The sequence below is a fragment of the Acidovorax sp. LjRoot194 genome (assembly GCF_964253015.1).
Taxonomy (GTDB): domain Bacteria; phylum Pseudomonadota; class Gammaproteobacteria; order Burkholderiales; family Burkholderiaceae_C; genus Acidovorax.
This window is the reverse complement of record NZ_CAXUQB020000001.1, coordinates 403459-421921: the sequence shown is the minus strand read 5'-3', so window position 1 is coordinate 421921 and position 18463 is coordinate 403459. Positions and strand designations below refer to the sequence as shown.

Genomic DNA, 18463 nt, shown 5'->3' with positions numbered 1-18463 from the left:
TTTCATACGAAATCATGGCCCTTATGGTTCGCGTCGCGTACCCATAACAACACAATTACATATATTTTCAATTCGTATGACTCATGACCACCTGCATACGCACCGGCCTCTAAAAACGGCACGACACAAGTGGAAAGCGAAATCCCCTAACATTGTGTCGCTACATGTGCAAATGGCACTAAAAGAAGCCATGGAGAAAGAAAATATAGCAGTAACGGATTTCGACGATTTGCTATGGATCATGGCGCAAGAATCGGGAGGTGTTGTTGGAGTGCGCAATGGATCATCGACAGCGAGAGGACTTTTTCAACTCCTGATGGCACAATATCCGTTAAACCCCAACGGAGAAAAATCTTTTGGCAACGCAGTGGAAGAATGCCAAGGGGGCATCCACTATATATATGGACGCTATCATTCATCACAGAAGGCAAAAGCGTTTTGGGAAAAGCACCATTGGTACTAAAATGAAAATAAATCCGCAATCTCTTTGCATTGCATTAATCATTTATTCAACCTCTGCTTCTGCCGCCGACCACTCTCACCCCATCAGCTTCGACACATACAAGATAGGCGTTGCAACTAAAAAAAGCTCAGTACTGCCGAAATTAACTTCCGCTGACGCTACTCCGTACATCTCTCAACTCAAATCCGCAGCAAGACAACCCATCAATTTTGCAGGGCACTATATCCTTGCTACGTGGGGCTGCGGTTCTGGTTGTGTGATGGGCGGTGCAATCGACACCGTGACGGGGCGTGTGGTGATGCTGCCGTTCACTGTATCCAATTGGCCGCTCCAGGTCGTGGAACCCCTCGCTTTTCAGAAAGACAGTGCTCTTCTCATTGTTCAAGGGAGCAGGAATGAGCAAGGATCTGGCACCCACTATTACCAGTTTGATGGTTCTAAATTCAATTTATTGAAGACCGTTAACCATTAACTCAATCTAGCCTCGCGCAGCGCTTCCGCACATCAGCGGGCTGCGTCCATCAACGCGCCAACGAGGGGTTGCAGCTCCGAACTTGAACAATTCGGCCGACAAGCTGCGCCAAGGTCGTGCTGCCATGCTTGTCAGGGCCAAGAAGAGCAACCGCAATGCTGAGCGCTAATAATGGCCGGATGACACCTTCATCCTCTTCGCCTCCGTCGCCCCGCCCCCGCATCGTCATCATCGGCTGCGGCTTCGGCGGCCTGGAAGCCGCGCGTGCGCTGCGGGGCGCCGCGGTGGATGTGACGCTGATCGACAAGACCAACCACCACCTCTTCCAGCCCCTGCTGTACCAGGTGGCCACGGCCGGGCTGTCGGCCCCGGCCATTGCGGCGCCCATACGGCACCTGTTTCGCCAGCAGCCCAACGTCACCACTTTGCTGGGCGAGGTCCAGCGCATCGATGTGGCGGCGCGCACGGTGCATTTGAAGGACGGGCCCCACCCGTCCGAGCCTCTGCACTACGACCACCTCGTGGTGGCGGCAGGCGCCACGCACAGCTACTTCGGCCAGGACGCGTGGGCCACGCATGCGCCGGGGCTCAAGACGCTGGACGACGCCTTCGAGATCCGCCGGCGCATCCTGCTGGCGTTCGAGGCGGCGGAGAAAGAGGCCGACGTGCAGCGCCGCGCCGACTGGCTCAACTTCGTCGTGGTGGGCGCCGGGCCCACGGGGGTGGAGATGGCGGGCACGCTGGCCGAGATCGCCAACCACACGCTGCCCGGCGAGTTTCGCCACATCGACCCGGCCAGCGCCAAGATCATCCTGCTCGAAGGCGGCGCGCGGGTGCTGCAGGCCATGCCCGAGGCGCTGAGCCAGCGCGCGAAGGAGCAACTGGAGAAGCTGGGCGTGGAGGTGCGGCTGCAGGCCCGTGTCACGGCCATTGATGCTGAAGGTTTGATGGTGGAATCGCCCGCTACCGCTGGTTCAGCAGGCGCCAACAGCTATCAAATCAAGAGCAAATGCATTGTGTGGGCGGCCGGGGTGGCGGCCTCGCCGCTGGGCCGGCACCTGGCCGAAGCCACCGGCTGCACCACCGACCGCGCGGGCCGCGTGGTGGTGGCGCCGGACCTGTCGCTGCCCGGCCACCCGGAGATCAGTGTGATCGGCGACCTGGCCTCGGCCCAGAGCCATGCGCCCGGCCACGAGCCCAAGCCGGTGCCCGGCGTGTCGCCCGGTGCCAAGCAGATGGGCCGCACCGCGGCGGCCAATATTTTGCGGCGGCTCGGGGGCCAGCCCACGCAGCCGTTTCGCTACAGCGACTACGGCAACCTGGCCACCATCGGCCGCAACTCGGCGGTGGTGGACCTGACCTCGCCCGCGGGGCCGGTGCGGTTTTCAGGCTACTTCGCGTGGCTGTTCTGGCTGTTCGCGCACGTGTACTTCCTGATCGGCTTTCGCAACCGGCTGGTCGTGCTGATGGACTGGGCCTGGGCGTACTGGAGCTTTGCGCGCTATGCGCGGGTGGTGACGGGGATCGAGGGGCAGCCGTCGGTGGCGGCAGGCACAGCGCCGAAGGCAGCACCGCCGCCCTGATGGGCGGTGGCTACAGGATGCACGCAGCAGGAGCCAGGAGTAAAGAGGCACAGTCCAGAGCCCCTAGCCGGTAGCAGGTGCAGCGGCGCAGGGCGGCCCGCTGCGTCCGCCAGCAGCAGCGGCGGAGGCAGCGGCGACGCGTACCAGCTTCGCCAGCCGCCTTCAACGGCGCACAGCGGCCGCGGCTTCCTCACCCGAGAGGTGCGCCACCAGCTCCGGCAGCTTGAGCTTGCAGGCCATCTTGTGCCGCAGGGTCTTGAGCTCTGCCATCACGGTCTGCAGCTCACCGGGCGTGGGTTGCAGGGGCCGCAGGCACTGCGCGAGCACCGGCACCACCTCGCGCCGCATGAACCGCCCGCCCGCCAGCACCATCTGCACGATCACGAGCAGCACGCCCAGGGCCATGAACACCAGCACGGCCAGGTCGGACGAGTCGGGGGACAGCTTGTGCACGAGGGCGGGCCCGGCGATCATCAAGCCCAGCGCGACCAGCGCCGAGATACCGACCTCCTTGTCGAAATGGGTGGAGGCAAAACGCTTTTCGACCTTGGGCGACAGCAGCAAAAACGGGCTGCGGATCAGCGCCTTGCGGTCATCGGCATGCAGGGCGCGCGGGTCTTCGCGCAGCTGCCGCTCCAGGTCCAGCCGCTCCTTCCAGGCCTGCTCCAGGTTCGGGAAGGTCTGCCGCGCCAGCTCGGGCAAAGACGCCGGTTGGGACGCCACCGCCGCGTAGTGGGTGGGCTCGGCGTTGAACGCGGTGCCGCACCGCGCACAGGTGCGCTCGTAGCCCACCAGTTCGCCCTGGCTCACGGTGATGTAGTACACGTGCCCCGCCGAGCCCAGGCGCCGCAGCACGAAGGGCCGCGGCTTGCGGCAGATAGGGCAGAAATCGGCCACATGGCCGAGTTTTCGATAGACGAGCTTCTTCCCCCAGACGATGAACATGGGAACCCCTCTCGGTGTGTTGTGTGATTTTTGGGAAACGGGAAGCCGCATGGTACGCACAGCGGCTGCCAGTGCGCCGGGGATGCGCCTGGGAATGCGTCCCTGTTTCCATCACGCAACGCACGTGCTGTGCGCACCGGCCTGGAATTCTTTCGAACGAAAGGCGGTGCATGCACAAAGACCGCCATGGAACGCACGGCGGGGTGGCCCCGCGGGGCCGCGCCTCACGGCGGCGGCATCAGGGCCGCGCGTCGGCCACCTGCTCCAGCCACTGGCCCAGCTCTTGCGCCACTTGTGTCGACGCGTCCGACAGAGCGGCCACGCCGCCCGCGGCGTCGGCGCTGCGCGCGGGGGTGCGCACGATGAACACGCGCTGGCCGCGCAGTGCCTCGCCGTTCAGCGTCAGGTCCACCACCGTGGCGCGCAGCCGCACCACGCCGGCGCTGTCCGTGGCACTGGTGAACACATGGCTGAACTCTTCCAGCTCCACGCGCAGCACCGATGGCAGGCGGCTGCCCTGGGCCGGGTCGCGCGCCTGGGCGGCGGCGTCGTCGGCCTTGAGGATGGCGCGGCGCTGGCCCAGTTGCTCGCGCAGGCGCTGCTGCACCAGCTGCGCGGGCGGCTGGCTCCAGCGCGCCTGGCTGTAGGGGCGCAGCTGCTGGGTGTCGGCGTACATCAGGCGGTACAGCACGGCGTTGCTGCCTTCGGGCAGGCCGGGCGCGTCCACGTCGGCCAGCGCCAGCGGCGGCAGCGGTGCGCGCCGGTCGGTGGGCACCGGGGCCAGCGCGCCGGGGCCGAAGTCGTACAGCACGGGCCGTGCGGGCGGCGTGGGCAGGGCCGAGCAGCCAGCCAGCAGGATCAAGCCCAAAACGGCGCTAGCGCTGGATAGATAAGCGCGGCCAGCTATGCTTTTGATAGTCTTCATGTGCATTCCTCAGTGATCCATTTCGGCGGCATCGCCACACGCTTCACCACGACTGGCGCTGCCGGGATGCCAGCGCACCCGTGGAACCGGCTTCGCTGGGGCACCGGGTGCGTCCCCCTTCGGGAGAAGGCGCCGCAGGCGACTCAGGGGGGGCTGAACCCCGCTTCACCAGGGCCGGGCGGGACGCGTCCCGAGCCGTAGATGAACAGTTGCGGGTTGTCCGACACGCCGCCCGCGGTGCGGCTCAACTGCCGTGCAGCGCGCGAAGTGTCGTCGGCCGCGCGGTTCAGGCGTGGCAGCGTGGTGGTGCTGAACTGGTCGGCTGCGCGCGCCAGCGATTGCGTGCCGATGGTGATTTGGTCGATGGGCCCGCCGTCGGCGCCCAGGCGCTCGGTGGTCTTGCTCACGTCGGCCGCCAGCGACGACACGCTGGCACCCGCCTGCTGCAGCGACTGCAGCGTCTTGCGCGCGTCGTTGGCCAAGGGCGGTATGGACGCCAGGGCCGGGTCCAGGCGCTGGGCCACGGTGGCATCGAGCCGCTGGGTCAGCGTGTTGACGCTGCCGGCGGCCAGCGCGATGTTGCCGATGGCCTCGGAGAGCTTTTGCTGGTTGCTGTCCGACAGGATCTGGTTCACGCGGCGCGTGGCTTCTTCGACCTGGCTCAGGATGGCGGGGGCTTGTTCGGCCAGCTTGCCGAACGGCGACGCCTTGATGGGCAGGCGCGGCAGGCCGCTTGGGCCCGGGGGCAGTTCGGGGTAGGGCTTTTCGGCGTCGTCCAGCAGGATGTGGGCCAGGCCCGTGACGCCCTGGTAGCCCAGCACGGCAAAGGTGGTGGGGCTGATGGGCGCCTGCTCGTTCACAGCGATGCGGATGAGCACGTTGCCGCTCACCTGCGGGTCGAACCCGATGCGGGTGACCTTGCCCACCGCCACGCCCTTGTAGCGCACGGCGGCCTGGGGCTGCAGGCCGCCCACGCCGTCCTTGGTGGACAGCTCGAATTGCTCGTAGTTGGCGCTGTCGCGCGTGAGCCAGATGGCCAGGCCCGCCAGCATGGCGGCCACCACCAGCACGAAGACGCCTGCGGCAAGCGCGTGGGATTTGTTTTCCATCAGGTGTGTTCCTTGTCGGGCTGGGGTGCGGCCGGCTGCGCGGGGCCCTGCGCCAATGCAGGTGGAGGTGCGGGTTCAGTGATTGATGCGGATGCGGATTCGGGTGCGGGGGCCTGCACCGGCGCCATGGCGCGCTGGCCCCGTTCGCCCATGAAGAACTGCTCGATGAACGGGTGCTTGAAATGCGCCACCTCGTGCGGTGGCCCGGTGACGATGACCTTCTTGTCGGCCAGCACGGCCACGCGGGTGCTCAGCGCGAACAGGGTGTCCAGGTCGTGCGTGACCATCACCACCGTCAGCCCCAGCGCCGCGCGCAGCTCGCGCAGCAGCGCGCAGAATTCGTCGGAGCTGTTCGGGTCGAGCCCTGCCGTGGGCTCGTCGAGCAGCAGCAGCGGCGGGTCCATGATGAGCGCACGCGCCAGCGCCACGCGCTTGACCATGCCGCCGGACAAATCGGACGGCATGCGGCTTGCGTGCTCGGGCTTGAGGCCCACCATCTGCAGCTTGACCAGCGCCGCGTCGCGCACCAAATCGTGGGGCAGCGTGCCCTGCTCCCGCAGCGCGAAGGCCACGTTGTCGAGCACGTTGAAGGCCGAGAACAGCGCCCCGTGCTGAAACAGCATGCCAACGCGGCTGGCCGCGCCCTCGCGCCCCATCTCCGACGCCGGCCGCCCCAGCACCGTCACCGTGCCGCGCGCCGGCTTGGCCAGGCCCAGTATCTGGCGCAGCAGCACCGTCTTGCCCGTGCCCGAGCCACCCACCAGCGACAGCATCTCGCCGCGCTGCACGCTGAAGTTCAGGTCCTGGTGCACGGTGAATGCTTCCGTGCCCTTGCCGAAAATGCTCCACAGCCCGCGCACGTCCACCACCGGCGGCTCGTCCGGCGCCACGGCGATGTGCTCGGGCTTCGCGATGCGCTCCGTCATGGCGACACCGGGCGACGATTGATTCGATAGGGCGCTCATATACCGATGTTCTTGAAGCCGATGGCAAAGAGCGCATCCACGATGATCACCATGGTGATCGACGTCACCACCGACGCCGTCGTGCCTTCGCCCAGGCTCTGGGTGTTGGGCTTGACGCGCAGGCCCCAGTGGCAGCCGATGAGCGCGATGAAGGCACCGAACACCACCGACTTGGCCATGGCCAGCCCCAGGTTGCCCACCTTCACCGCGGCGGGCAGCGCCTGCGCGAAGTAGGCGGGAGAAATGTCCATGGCCAGGTCGGCCGCCAGCATGCCCCCGGCCAGCGCGGCCAGCGTGGTCCACAGGCTGATGAGCGGCATGGCGATGGCCAGCGCGATGGTGCGCGGCATCACCAGCCGAAAGCCGTGCGGGATGCCCATGACGCGCATGGCGTCGAGTTCTTCGGTCACGCGCATCACGCCGATCTGCGCGGTGATGGCCGAGCCCGAGCGGCCCGCGACCAGGATGGCGGCCAGCATGGGCCCCAGCTCGCGGATCAGCGAGATGCCCAGGATGTTCACGATGAAGGACTCGGCCCCGAACTGGCGCAGCTGCAGGCTCATGAGGTAGGCCAGCACCACCCCGATCAGAAAGCCCACCAGCGCCGTGATGGGCAGCGCCGTCGCTCCCATACGGTACAGGTGGCCCGACACATCCCGCCAGGGCCCGCGGCGCGGGTTGCGCGCCAGGCGGCCCATGTCCAGCACCAGCTGGCCCACCATTTCGAGCATGTGGCGCGCGTGGTTCACGCCATGCAGCACCAGCAGGCCCAGCCGGTCCACCTCTTCGGCCAGCCGCCACGGCTCGCGCGGCGGTTCGGTGCCGGTGGTGAGCTCCGCCACGCGTTCGAGCATGTCGCGCTGGGCGTCGGTGCAGTCCAGCTGCGCGGGCCAGGCCCGCTGCCAGTGGTTCCACACCAGCTGCGCGCCGACATGGTCCAGCCATTGCAGCGGCGTCAGGTCCCAGCCCAGGTCAGGCGCGGCGGGGTTGGATTGCAGTTGTCCCGAGACGGCCGCCCACTGCCTGCGGGTGCCCAGCTCGGCCGCGCCCCAGCGCCCATGCAGTTGCGCACACGCGCCCTGGGGCGTTTCGGTGCGAACGATGCGGGGTGCTGGGTCGGTCATGGACTGGGCGGCGCGGCCGCCATGGGATGAGAGAGGCTGCATGGTAGCGGAGCCGCGCCACCGCAGCGCGTAGGATTTACGCCCGCCGAAGGCAGGGCTGCAGGCCTTCCGTGCGTGAAATTAATATCAAACAGCCCCCTACCGCTGGACCTTAAAGCGCCACCAGCTATTAAAACAATAGCAATAGGCAGGACCCCTATCGACAGGGCATGTGCGATCCGCACAATGGCGCACCGACCCACCCTGCCAGCACCGCTGCCCCGATCCGATCTGCCCTGCCCATGAGCGACACCACGTTTGACACCATCATCATCGGCGGCGGCACCGCCGGCGCCCTGCTCGCCAACCGCCTGAGCGCCGACGGCCGCTACCGCGTGCTGCTGATCGAAGCCGGCCGCAAGGACGACTACCACTGGATCCACATCCCCGTGGGCTACCTGTACTGCATCGGCAACCCGCGCACCGACTGGCTCTACCACACCGAACCCGACGCGGGCCTGAACGGCCGCACCCTGCGCTACCCGCGCGGCAAGACGCTGGGCGGGTGCAGCAGCATCAACGGCATGATCTACATGCGCGGCCAGGCCCGCGACTACGACCAGTGGGCCGAGCTGACCGGCGACGCCAGCTGGCGCTGGGAGAACACCCTGCCCCACTTTCGCCGCCACGAGGACCACTGGCGCCTGGACCAGCCCGGCGGCGTGAATGAAAACTTCAAGCGCCTGCACGGCAACAAGTCCACCGGCAGCACCGGCGAGTGGCGGGTCGAAAAGCAGCGCCTGCGCTGGGACGTGCTGGACGCCTTCGCCCAGGCCGCGCAGCAGGCGGGCATTCCGGCCACCGACGACTTCAACGGCGGCGACAACGAAGGCGTGGGCTACTTCGAGGTCAACCAGAAGAGCGGCTGGCGCTGGAACACGGCCAAGGCCTTCCTGCGCCCCACCTGCTACGGCCGCCCCAACTTCGAGATGTGGACCAGCGCGCAGACCGCCAAGCTCGTCGTCGAGACCCAGCCCGACGGCACCAAGCGCTGCACCGGCGTGCAGGTGTGGGACGGCCACGAGATGGTCACCGCCCACGCCACCGACGAGGTGATCCTGTGCGCCGGCGCCGTCAACTCGCCGCAGCTGCTGCAGCTGTCGGGCATCGGCCCCGCCGCGCTGCTGCGCCAGCACGGCATCGACGTGGCCGTCGACCTGCCGGGCGTGGGGGCCAACCTGCAGGACCACCTGCAGATCCGCGCGGTGTTCAAGGTCAATGGCGTGCCCACGCTCAACGCCATGGCCGGCTCGCTGTGGGGCAAGGCCAAGATCGGCCTGGAATACGCCATGAAGCGCAGCGGCCCCATGAGCATGGCGCCGTCCCAGCTGGGCGCGTTCACGCGCAGCAGCGCAAGCCAGCCCTACCCCAACATCGAATACCACGTGCAGCCGCTGTCGCTCGATGCCTTCGGCGAGCCGCTGCACAGCTTTCCGGCGTTCACGGCCAGTGTGTGCAACCTGAACCCCACGAGCCGCGGCACGGTGAACATCAAGGCGCCCGACTTCAAGGCCGCACCGGCCATCGCGCCCAACTACCTCTCCACGCCCGAAGACCGCCAGGTGGCCGCCGACAGCCTGCGCGTCACGCGCCGCATCGTGGCCCAGCCCGCGCTGGCCGCGTACCAGCCCGAAGAATGGAAGCCCGGCGTGCAGTTCGAAAGCGACGAAGACCTGGCCCGCCTGGCCGGCGACATCGCCACCACCATCTTCCACCCCGTGGGCACCACCAAGATGGGCCGCGACGGCGACCCGATGGCCGTGCTGGACTCGCAGATGCGCGTGCGCGACCCGCGCAACGGCCCCGGCGCCGTGGTGGCCGGCCTGCGCGTGGTGGATGCGGGCGCCATGCCCACCATCACCAGCGGCAACACCAACTCTCCCACGCTGATGCTGGCGGAGAAGGCGGCGGAGTGGATCGTGAAAGCGCGGCAGGCCGCGCGCCAAGCGGCATGACGTGGGATGTGACTGGGGGCGTGACGGGGGCCTGATGCGGAAGTGATGCGGGGCGTGATGGGCGGCGGGTTCAAGCACTCCCCCATCCGTTCGGGTTGAGCTTGTCGAAGCCTGCGCCGCGCTTCGACGGGCTCAGCGTGAACGGTTCTTGGTTGTTTGGAGTCACTGGGCAGGGTCCCGGAACAAACCGCAGCGATCCCCTGCACCACCCGCCAATGCTCGCAGGCAGGCAGTCAATCAAGCGGGATCGGAGGTGAGCTGAGGTGACCACATCCGATGTGACTACCATCGCGCCCCATGTACTCCTCCACCTTCATCTTTGCCACCCGGCAGTTCGACGACACGTTCCACCGCCTGGACCAGGCGATTGCCACCGCCGCCCGCTCCATCGACGGCTACCTGGGCGAGGAAACGTGGGAGGACACGGCGCGGGGCCTCGTCTCCAACGTGTACTACTGGCAGTCGCTCGAGGCCCTGCAGGCAATCATCAGTCACCCCACCCACCTCGAAGCCAAGGCCGCGCAGGCGCAGTGGCTGAACGGCTACCAGGTGGTGGTGTCGCAGGGGCTGCGCACCTATGGCGACGACAAGCTCACAGGCCTGCTGCCCACTGCCGCCCTGTTTGCCGGCGGCGGCGCTCCCGCGCACTGAGCCATACCGGCGGCGGGACATCCGCTAGCGGATACCGCCCACATAGCGCGGCACCTCGGGAGCGGGCTCGGGCGCGGCAGGCGCACTGCGCTGGCGCATGGCCTGGGTCGCCACGTCCAGCAGGGGGCGGCGCGGCGCAGGCGGTGGCACCGCGTGCATGGCGTGGTCCAGCCGGTCGGCCCAGTCGGCCAGCTCGGGCACACCGTCTTCCAGCGCGCGCTGGCGCGCAAAGCGCACCACCTCGGCCGCATAGTCCACGTTCACGGCCATCCACTCGGTGTCCGTCACACGCCCCGTCTTGCGGCGCAGCAGCACGTGCAGGTGGGCGGCAATGGCCAGCTTGTCGGAATCAGGCATGGTCGCTCCTTGAGACATAGGGATCACAGTTCAGTGGAAGTAACGTCTGAAGGTGGCCCTGCCCACGGCCTTCGAGCCCGCACGCCCCAGGCGAGGGCCACCGTGGAACTGGCTTCGCCAGGCCACCGGTGGCGTCCCCCCCCAGGGGGAAGGCGCCGAAGGCGACTCAGGGGGAGCCATAGCTACCCCAACCGCTCACGGTGCTGCGCGATGTCCAGCCCCGTCTGCTCGCTCAGCTCGTCCACCCGCAGGCCCACCACAAAGTTGGTGATCCACAGCAGCACACCCGTGACCACCAAGCTGTAGGCCATCACGGCGCCCACACCGATGGCCTGGGTGAGCAGGCTGCCCGACACACCGCCCACGGTGGGGCTGGCCAGCACGCCGGTGAGCAGCGAGCCCACGATGCCGCCGATGCCATGCACGCCGAACACATCCAGCGAATCATCGGCACGCAGCAGGCGCTTGAGCCCCGTGGCGCCCCAGTAGCAGGCCAGGCCCGCCACCAACCCGATGACCACCGCCGAGCGCAGCGTGACAAAACCTGCGGCAGGCGTGATGGCCACCAGGCCCGCGATGAGGCCCGAGCACAGCCCCAGCAGCGACGGGCGGCCGCGCACGATCCACTCGCCCACCATCCACGACAGGGCGCCCGCGGCCGCCGCCAGGTGCGTGACCGCCATCGCCAGCCCCGCACGGCCATCGGCCGCCACGGCAGAGCCCGCGTTGAAGCCAAACCAGCCCACCCACAGCATGCCGGCGCCCGCCATGGTGAGCCCCAGGTTGTAGGGTTCGAACGGCTCGCGCCCGTAGCCGGTGCGCCGCCCCAGGTACCAGGCGCACACCAGGCCCGCGACGCCCGCGTTGACGTGCACCACCGAGCCCCCCGCAAAGTCGAGCGCGCCCATCTTTGCGAGCCAGCCGCCGGGCTCCCACACCCAGTGGGCCACGGGGGCGTAGACCAGCAGGGTCCACAGGCTGGTGAAGATGAGCAGCGCAGAAAACCGCATGCGCTCGACCAGCGCCCCCACCAGCAGCGCGGCGGTGATGATGGCGAAGGTGAGCTGGAACATGGCATAGACCGACTCGGGGATGTGCGGCGCCACATGGCTCACCGCGAGCTTGCCGCCCGCGAGATCGAAGTCCAGCCCGGCAAAGCCCGCCCGATCCCACCCGCCCAACCACGGGCTGCCCGGCGTGAAGGCCAGCGAATAGCCCGCCGCGAGCCACCACAGACTGACCAGCGCCGCGACGGCGACCACGCTGGCCATGGTGTTGAGCACGTTCTTCTTGCGCACCATGCCGGCATAGAACAGCGCCACGCCCGGCAGCGTCATCAGCAGGACCAGCGCGGTCGAGGTCATCATCCAACCGGTGTGCGCAGCGCTGATCGTGTCCTGGGCCACCAGCATGGGCCGCACGGGCGCAGGCACTGCGTCCGGCGGCGTGCCCTGCGCGAGCGCAGCCGCACACAGCCCCAAGGTCAAGACCACCCACGCCACAATCCGGTGCACAGTTCCCCGCATGAAGGCTCCTTATCGCAAATTGTTACAAGCAGGTTGCACGAGCCATGCCAGCAGAAAATGCCAGGGAGATGCAGGGGGTGCCCCAGCCCCATGCCCCGGAAAGGGGTCGGGAAACCCCCAATGCACCACAGGGGTGCGGCCGTTACAGTTGCGGCACTCGAGAGCGCGCTTCGGTGTGCCAAGCGAGGGGCCCGAGGAGACACTTTCTACCAATAAACATATTCAAAGCACCCAACGAGGTGCAGACCCTTTCCAGGCGCTGGCGATCCCAGCGCCTTTTTCTTGCCTGCTCGCAGCGTGTGCGGCCTCGCAGGGCGCACCGATGACTCCTGAATTGATAGCGCACCGGGTGCGACAATCCAGCGATGGAATGGATTTTTATCACCCTGGCCTCGCTGCTGGCAGGGTTTGTGGACGCGATCGTGGGCGGAGGGGGGCTGGTGATGGTGCCGGCGCTGTTCGCGGCTTTTCCGGCGGCGCCGCCGGCCACGCTGCTGGGCACCAACAAGGCCGCGTCGGTGTGGGGCACGGCCATGGCCACCTGGCAGTACAGCCGGCGCGTGCAGGTGCGGTGGCACGCCATGCTGCCCGCGGCCGCCGCGGGGTTCGCGGGCTCTTTCGCCGGCGCGTGGGCCGTGACGGTGATGTCGGCGGACTTTCTGCGCAAGCTGCTGCCGCTGGTGCTGCTGGGTGTGCTGGCCTACACCCTGGCCAAGAAGGAGCTGGGGCGGCACCACACGCCGCGCTACAGCGGCCGCACGGAGGTGGTGGCCGCCAGCCTGATCGGCGTGCTGATCGGTTTCTACGACGGGTTCTTCGGACCCGGCACCGGCAGCTTCTTCGTCTTTTTGTTCGTGCGGCTGCTGGGGTATGACTTCCTCAACGCATCGGCGTCGGCCAAACTGCTCAACTGCGCGACCAACTTTGCCGCCATCGCACTGTTCGCGGCCAAGGGCCACGTGTGGTGGCACTTCGCGGTGACGCTGGCGGTGGCCAACGTGGTGGGCAGCCTGCTGGGCACGCACCTGGCGCTCAAGCACGGCACGGGCTTCGTACGCGGCATCTTCATCGTGGTGGTGAGCACGCTGATCCTCAAGACCGGCTACGACGGGTTCTTGAGATGACCCCCTGAGTCGCCTTCGGCGCCTTCCCCCTGAAGGGGGACGCACCCCCTGGACCGGCGAAGCCGGATCCACGGGTGCACTCGCCTGCCGCGTGCCAGTATCAACACCCGTCGGCCGTAGCTTGCGCTTCAGGACCCCATCCAGTTCGGAGTCACCGCTCTAAACCTGTTGTGAATTGGCACACAACGGGGCTTTGAGGGTTGTCCGCAGGCCCAAGGAAAAAATTCGCATATTTATAATCGTTACCACTTGATGACGGCAGGCTTCGCATTTTGCGATGGCTGTGCGTCCGAACCACCAGCCTCCGGCCTGCTACCCGCATGCCGGATTTTTTGTACCTGAAATACCCCTGACAGGACCCCTCCCATGAAATTGTTCAAGGCTGTAGCCACCGCCCTCGCGCTTTGTGCCGCTTTCACTTCTGCCCAGGCCCGCACGCTGGAAGAGGTCAAGAAGGACGGCAAGATCCTGATTGCGACCGAGGGGCAGTTCGCTCCGTTCAATTTCTTCAACGGCACCACGCTGACGGGCTTCGAAGTGGAGACGGCCGAACTGGTGGCCAAGAAGATGGGTGTCACCATCCAGTGGAAGACCCTGGGCTTCGATGCCCTGCTGACCGGCCTGCGCCAGGACCGCTGGGACCTGGTGATCGCCTCGCACGGCATCACCGACGAGCGCGCAAAGGCCGTGACCTTCACCGACCCGCACTACTGCTCGGGCGGCATGATCATCGCCATGGACCCCGCCATCAAGAGCGCCAAGGACTTGGCGGGCAAGGTGGTGGCCGTGCAGACCGGCACCAGCTACCTCGAGAACGTGCAGAAGGTCTCTTCCATCAAGGAAATGAAGAACTTCCCCACCGACGTGGACGCCCGCAGCGCGCTGAACTCGCGCCGCGTGGACGCCTGGGTGACCGACCGCTTCGTGGCCAAGGCCGTGGCCGAGAAGAACCCCGGCGCGGGCTTCAAGCTGGGCGACATGCTGTTCATCGAGCGCATCGCCGCCGCCGTGGCCAAGGGCAACACCTCGCTGGCCGGCGGCTGGAACAAGGCCCTGGCCGAAGTCATGGCCGACGGCAGCTATGCCGCGCTGTCCAAGAAGTATTTCAACGAAGACGTCCGCTGCCAGTAAGCACGACCCGCTTGTAGCTACCGGGGTCTTTTTTCATGCTCACTGCCTTTTGGCCGCAGCGCTGGAGCCGCCAGCAGCGCAGCAACGCCACGCTCGTCTCGGCCGTCATCCTGATGGTGCTGGCGCTGTCTCTGCTGGGCACCTTGCTGTCCTTTTTGCCCGATCCCATCGGCCCCAACGCCCAGGCGTTCTCTGACGGCGCGCGCACCACCCTGTGGCTCACGCTGATCAGCGGCAGCGTGGGGCTGGTGCTGGGCACCGCCGCGGCACTCGCCCGCACATCGCGCTTTGCAGCGGTGCGCTGGGTCGCGAGCTTCTACATCTGGGTCATCCGCGGCACGCCGCTCTTGGTGCAGATTCTGTTCGTGTACTTCGCGCTGCCGGTGCTGGTGCCGGGCCTGAACCTGCCCGACTTCGCGGCCGCCGTGCTGGCGCTGGGCCTGAACGTGGGTGCCTACAACGCCGAGGCCATCCGTGCCGGCCTGCTGGCCGTGCCGCGCGGCCAGACCGAGGCAGCCAAGGCCCTGGGACTGGGGCGGATGCACGTGTTCATGGACGTGGTGTTTCCGCAGGCGTTCAAGATCTCGCTGCCGCCGCTGGTGAGCAACTTCGTGGCGCTGCTCAAGGACTCGTCGCTGGCCTACGCCATCGGCGTGGTGGAGCTGACCAATGTGGGCAATCGCATCCAGTCGGCCACGTTCCAGCCCATTGCCACGCTGTCCACGGTGGCCATCACCTACCTGCTGCTGACCACCCTGGTCACGCAGATCTCGAACGCGGTGGAATACCGCTTCGACGTGGAAGGCCGCAATCAATGACGGGCGCGTCCAAACCCTTCATCGTGGTGGACCGGGTCTGCAAGTCGTTCGGCGCCCACCAGGTGCTGCGGGATGTGTCGACCGTGTTCAACACCGGCGAGGTCACCGTGATCATCGGTGCGTCGGGCTCCGGCAAGAGCACGCTGCTGCGCGCCATCAACCGGCTCGAGCCGCACGACTCCGGCCTCATCACCATCGGCGGCGAAGAAGTCACCGACGATTTGGCCACGCTGCAAAAGCAGCGTAGCGAGGTCGGCATGGTGTTCCAGCAGTTCAACCTGTTCGGCCACATGAGCGTGCTGGACAACGTGACGCTGGCCCCCCGCCGCATCCGCCGCACGCCGCGTGCGCAGGCCAACGAGCAGGCCATGGCCCTGCTGCGCCGCGTGGGCATGCAGGACCACGCGCACAAGTACCCCTGGCAACTGTCGGGCGGCCAGCAGCAGCGCGTGGCCATTGCGCGCGCGCTGGCCATGCAGCCCCAGGTGATGCTGTTCGACGAGCCCACTTCGGCCCTGGACCCGGAGATGGTGCAGGAGGTGCTCGACGTGATGCGCGAGCTCGCCCGTGGCGGCATGACCATGATCGTGGTGACCCACGAGATGGGCTTTGCCCGCGAGGTGGCCGACCGCGTGATGTTCTTCGACCAGGGCCGCATCGCGCACGACGCACCTCCCAGCGAATTTTTTACCAACCCCGCCAACGACCGCATCCGAGCCTTCATCGGACGCATGGGCGCCTGAGATCCAGGTGCTCTGCGACAACCACCACAAGCCCCTACCGGAGTGACCATGAAACTGAACCACACGTTCCTCGCCCTGCTGGCCGCCGGCCTGTGCAGCCTGCCACCCGCAGCGTTTGCGCAAACGCCCAAGGATTTCGAAGAGATGCGCAATGAGCTCAAGGCGCTGCGTGCCGAGCTCAACCAGCTCAAGGCCCAGCAGGCCCAGGCACCGGCTGCAGCGCCCGCTGGCGCGTCGGCATCGGCCTGGAACGACCGCATCGACGCGGTCGAGCTCAAGCAAAAGGACGCCGTGGTGCTGGGCGACATTCCGGGCAGCTTCCGCCTGCCGGGCAGCGAGACATCGATCCGCATCTACGGTTTTGCAGAAGCCAACATGGTCAAGGACTTCAAGGGCACCGCACCCGGCGACACCTTCACCAACCTGATGGAGCAGCCTCTGGGTGACAACCACTCGGGCAAGGCCAGCCTGACCGCGCAGACCTCGCGCTTCGGCTTCGAGACCTCCACGCCCACCTCCATCGGCACGTTCAACACCAAGATCGAAGCCGACTTCTATGCCTACTGCGGCAGCGAGTGCAACCGGGGCCGCCTGCGCCTGCGCCATGCCTACGGCGAGTACGCCGGCTGGCTCATCGGCCAGACCTGGTCGACCTTCATGGACACCGACAACCTGCCCGAGACGGTGGACTTCAACGGCCCGCCCGGCGCGACCTTCCGCCGCCCCACGCAGGTGCGCTACACGTACAACGACCCCAACCTGGCCAAGTTCCAGTTCGCCATCGAAGAACCCACCGACGGCGCCAGGAGCCCCAACCTGGTGGCCCGCGTGGACAAGGCCTTCGACTGGGGCAACGTCAACGCCCGTCTGATGTCGCACGAGCAGCGTGTGGACGGCGTGAGCAAGCGCGGCATGGGCTTCGGCCTGGGCGCGGGCTACAAGATCACCGGCACCACCACGCTGATGGCGCAGTACACGCGCCTGGACGGCGACGGTGATGGCGCCTACCTGGTGGGCACCAACTACCCGGTGCTGGATGGCGGCACGGTGCGCCTCGACAAATCGCACGGCGTGGTGCTGGGCCTGTCCAACGTGTTCAGCGAGAAGCTGCGCGGCACCGTGTCGCTGGGCATGGTGCGCTCGCGCAACAAGCTGGGCGATGCCTACGTGAACGCGTACGGCGCCGAAGGCAACCACAAGCTGTACCAATGGCACGCCGGCATGTACTACCTGCCGATCAAGAACGTGGAGCTGGGCGGCGAGCTGATCGGCGGCCGCCGCACGACGTTTGATGGCCAGCAGGGCGACATGCTGCGCCTGAATCTCCAGGCTCGCTATCTTTTTAATTGACACCCCCTGAGGCGCTGCGCGCCTTCACCCCTCTCTCTACGCGCTGCGCGCTACGGGAGGGGGACGCAGCCAGCGGCCTGGCAGAGCCAGTTCCGCGGCTACCTGGCGTGGGCCGCGCCTGTACGGCGGCAGCAGGCTGTGCACAGGGCGCTGAGCAGGACATCATTTGCAAGCGGCTGTTCGGGGAACCGACCAGCCCTTTCTTTTTTAAAGCCAATGAAACCCGAACGTCTGGGCCTGGTGGCCTTGCTGGTGGTGACCGTGGTGTGGGGCACCACGTTCCCCGCCATGAAGCTGTTGTCCGCGCACCTCGATGCACTGCAGATCATCTGGCTGCGTTTTGTCATCGCACTGGTGGTGCTGGCGCCGCTGTGGTGGGGCATGCGGCGCGACGAGCGGGTGTGGGGCTGTGCCCTGGGGGTGTTGCTGTTCCTGGCGTTCTGGCTGCAGATCGAGGGGTTGGCGCGCACCAGCAGCAACCGCAATGCGTTCGTGACCGGGCTCAATGTGCTGGTGGTGCCGCTGATCGCCATGGCCGCGCTGGGGCGCCGTTACGGCTGGGCACTGTGGGCCGCGTGCGCCATGGCGTGTGCCGGCATGGCCCTGATGTTCCACGAGAACGAGCCCTGGAACCTGGGCGATACGCTGACGCTGGCGAGCACGGTGTTCTACGCGCTGTACATCCTGGCGCTGGAGGCCTGCGCCAGCCGCACGGCCGCGCACCCGCTGCGGGCCACGCGCATGGCGGCTGCGCAGGCCACGGTGATGGCACTGGCGTCCACCGCCCTGCTGCTGGGGCGGGGTGACGGCATGGGCTGGCTGGAGCAGTCCGCCACACGGCTGCCCACAGATGCCTGGGTGGCCCTGCTGTACCTGGGCCTGCTGGCGAGCGTGGTGGTGGTGAGCTTGCAGGCCTGGGGCCAGCAGCGGGTGGATGCCATGCGCAGCGCCATCGTCTTCGGGCTGGAGCCGGTGTTTGCCGCGCTCACCGCCTGGGCGCTGCTGGGAGAGCGGCTGGGGTGGGCAGGCCTTGCCGGCGCGGCGCTCATCGTGGTGGCGCTGGTGTTCAGCCAGCTGGCGCCATCCGCCAACGCGAAGGTGCGGCCGCCGGCCTGAAGTCCCACCGCCGGATGCGCTGCAGGCCTCAGTCCACCCCAAGCCGCTCGGGCTGAATCTGTCGAAG

The 18463-nt window shown here is 67.1% G+C and carries 18 protein-coding genes; 11 read left to right on the top strand and 7 right to left on the bottom strand.

Annotated features, from left to right (window positions below; all coding sequences use genetic code 11):
• The first annotated feature begins 76 nt into the window (after positions 1–76).
• The 3 genes from ACSQ3N_RS01965 to ACSQ3N_RS01955 all read left to right on the top strand — a co-directional run bounded on the left by ACSQ3N_RS01965 (position 77) and on the right by ACSQ3N_RS01955 (position 2518).
• The gene (locus tag ACSQ3N_RS01965; protein WP_436145478.1) at positions 77–463 is read left to right on the top strand and encodes a hypothetical protein; all 387 of its coding nucleotides are present in this window, start codon (positions 77–79) and stop codon (positions 461–463) included.
• Complete coding sequence (locus ACSQ3N_RS01960) at positions 402–935, top strand: hypothetical protein (RefSeq protein WP_436145477.1); 534 nt, start codon at positions 402–404, stop codon at positions 933–935. Before ACSQ3N_RS01965 ends, ACSQ3N_RS01960 begins: the two co-directional genes overlap by 62 nt.
• A gap of 179 nt (positions 936–1114) precedes the next feature.
• On the top strand, positions 1115–2518 hold the full coding sequence (locus ACSQ3N_RS01955; protein ID WP_436145476.1) for an NAD(P)/FAD-dependent oxidoreductase: 1404 nt from the start codon (positions 1115–1117) through the stop codon (positions 2516–2518).
• Positions 2519–2680: 162 nt separating this feature from the next.
• Here the strand turns inward: ACSQ3N_RS01955 and ACSQ3N_RS01950 are convergent, their stop codons facing one another.
• The 5 genes from ACSQ3N_RS01950 to ACSQ3N_RS01930 all read right to left on the bottom strand — a co-directional run bounded on the left by ACSQ3N_RS01950 (position 2681) and on the right by ACSQ3N_RS01930 (position 7586).
• Positions 2681–3463: a hypothetical protein gene (locus ACSQ3N_RS01950; protein ID WP_436145475.1), complete on the bottom strand. Its 783-nt coding sequence runs from the start codon at positions 3461–3463 to the stop codon at positions 2681–2683.
• Positions 3464–3701: 238 nt separating this feature from the next.
• Positions 3702–4388 carry an ABC-type transport auxiliary lipoprotein family protein gene (locus ACSQ3N_RS01945; protein ID WP_436145474.1) on the bottom strand — a complete coding sequence of 229 codons (687 nt, stop codon included), beginning with the start codon at positions 4386–4388 and terminating at the stop codon, positions 3702–3704.
• Between the two features lie 143 nt (positions 4389–4531).
• Positions 4532–5497 carry an MlaD family protein gene (locus ACSQ3N_RS01940; RefSeq protein ID WP_436127434.1) on the bottom strand — a complete coding sequence of 322 codons (966 nt, stop codon included), beginning with the start codon at positions 5495–5497 and terminating at the stop codon, positions 4532–4534.
• A complete protein-coding gene (locus ACSQ3N_RS01935) occupies positions 5497–6423 on the bottom strand; it encodes an ATP-binding cassette domain-containing protein (protein ID WP_436147905.1) in 927 nt (308 codons plus the stop codon). Before ACSQ3N_RS01935 ends, ACSQ3N_RS01940 begins: the two co-directional genes overlap by 1 nt.
• A gap of 35 nt (positions 6424–6458) precedes the next feature.
• A complete protein-coding gene (locus ACSQ3N_RS01930; protein ID WP_436147904.1) occupies positions 6459–7586 on the bottom strand; it encodes an MlaE family ABC transporter permease in 1128 nt (375 codons plus the stop codon).
• Positions 7587–7867: 281 nt separating this feature from the next.
• Between ACSQ3N_RS01930 and ACSQ3N_RS01925 the strand changes: the two genes are divergently transcribed.
• Positions 7868–9580, top strand: coding sequence for a GMC family oxidoreductase (locus tag ACSQ3N_RS01925; protein WP_436145473.1), 1713 nt, complete (start codon positions 7868–7870; stop codon positions 9578–9580).
• Positions 9581–9877: 297 nt separating this feature from the next.
• Complete coding sequence (locus tag ACSQ3N_RS01920; protein ID WP_436145472.1) at positions 9878–10231, top strand: antibiotic biosynthesis monooxygenase family protein; 354 nt, start codon at positions 9878–9880, stop codon at positions 10229–10231.
• 24 nt (positions 10232–10255) lie between these two features.
• Here ACSQ3N_RS01920 and ACSQ3N_RS01915 read toward each other — a convergent pair whose 3' ends face one another.
• Together ACSQ3N_RS01915 and ACSQ3N_RS01910 are read right to left on the bottom strand one after the other, a co-directional pair.
• The gene (locus tag ACSQ3N_RS01915) at positions 10256–10588 is read right to left on the bottom strand and encodes a hypothetical protein (protein WP_436145471.1); all 333 of its coding nucleotides are present in this window, start codon (positions 10586–10588) and stop codon (positions 10256–10258) included.
• Between the two features lie 182 nt (positions 10589–10770).
• Positions 10771–12114 carry an ammonium transporter gene (locus ACSQ3N_RS01910; protein ID WP_436145470.1) on the bottom strand — a complete coding sequence of 448 codons (1344 nt, stop codon included), beginning with the start codon at positions 12112–12114 and terminating at the stop codon, positions 10771–10773.
• Between the two features lie 365 nt (positions 12115–12479).
• Between ACSQ3N_RS01910 and ACSQ3N_RS01905 the strand changes: the two genes are divergently transcribed.
• The 6 genes from ACSQ3N_RS01905 to ACSQ3N_RS01880 all read left to right on the top strand — a co-directional run bounded on the left by ACSQ3N_RS01905 (position 12480) and on the right by ACSQ3N_RS01880 (position 18396).
• On the top strand, positions 12480–13238 hold the full coding sequence (locus tag ACSQ3N_RS01905; RefSeq protein WP_436145469.1) for a sulfite exporter TauE/SafE family protein: 759 nt from the start codon (positions 12480–12482) through the stop codon (positions 13236–13238).
• 366 nt (positions 13239–13604) lie between these two features.
• Positions 13605–14369: an ABC transporter substrate-binding protein gene (locus ACSQ3N_RS01900; protein ID WP_436145468.1), complete on the top strand. Its 765-nt coding sequence runs from the start codon at positions 13605–13607 to the stop codon at positions 14367–14369.
• Positions 14370–14404: 35 nt separating this feature from the next.
• Complete coding sequence (locus ACSQ3N_RS01895; RefSeq protein ID WP_436145467.1) at positions 14405–15187, top strand: amino acid ABC transporter permease; 783 nt, start codon at positions 14405–14407, stop codon at positions 15185–15187.
• Positions 15184–15930, top strand: a complete 747-nt coding sequence (locus ACSQ3N_RS01890; RefSeq protein WP_436145466.1) for an amino acid ABC transporter ATP-binding protein — start codon at positions 15184–15186, stop codon at positions 15928–15930. Before ACSQ3N_RS01895 ends, ACSQ3N_RS01890 begins: the two co-directional genes overlap by 4 nt.
• A 48-nt stretch (positions 15931–15978) precedes the next feature.
• Entirely contained in the window at positions 15979–17280 is a 1302-nt protein-coding gene (locus ACSQ3N_RS01885; protein ID WP_436145465.1) for a DcaP family trimeric outer membrane transporter, read from the top strand.
• Positions 17281–17496: 216 nt separating this feature from the next.
• Complete coding sequence (locus ACSQ3N_RS01880; RefSeq protein WP_436145464.1) at positions 17497–18396, top strand: DMT family transporter; 900 nt, start codon at positions 17497–17499, stop codon at positions 18394–18396.
• The last annotated feature ends 67 nt before the right edge of the window (positions 18397–18463 follow it).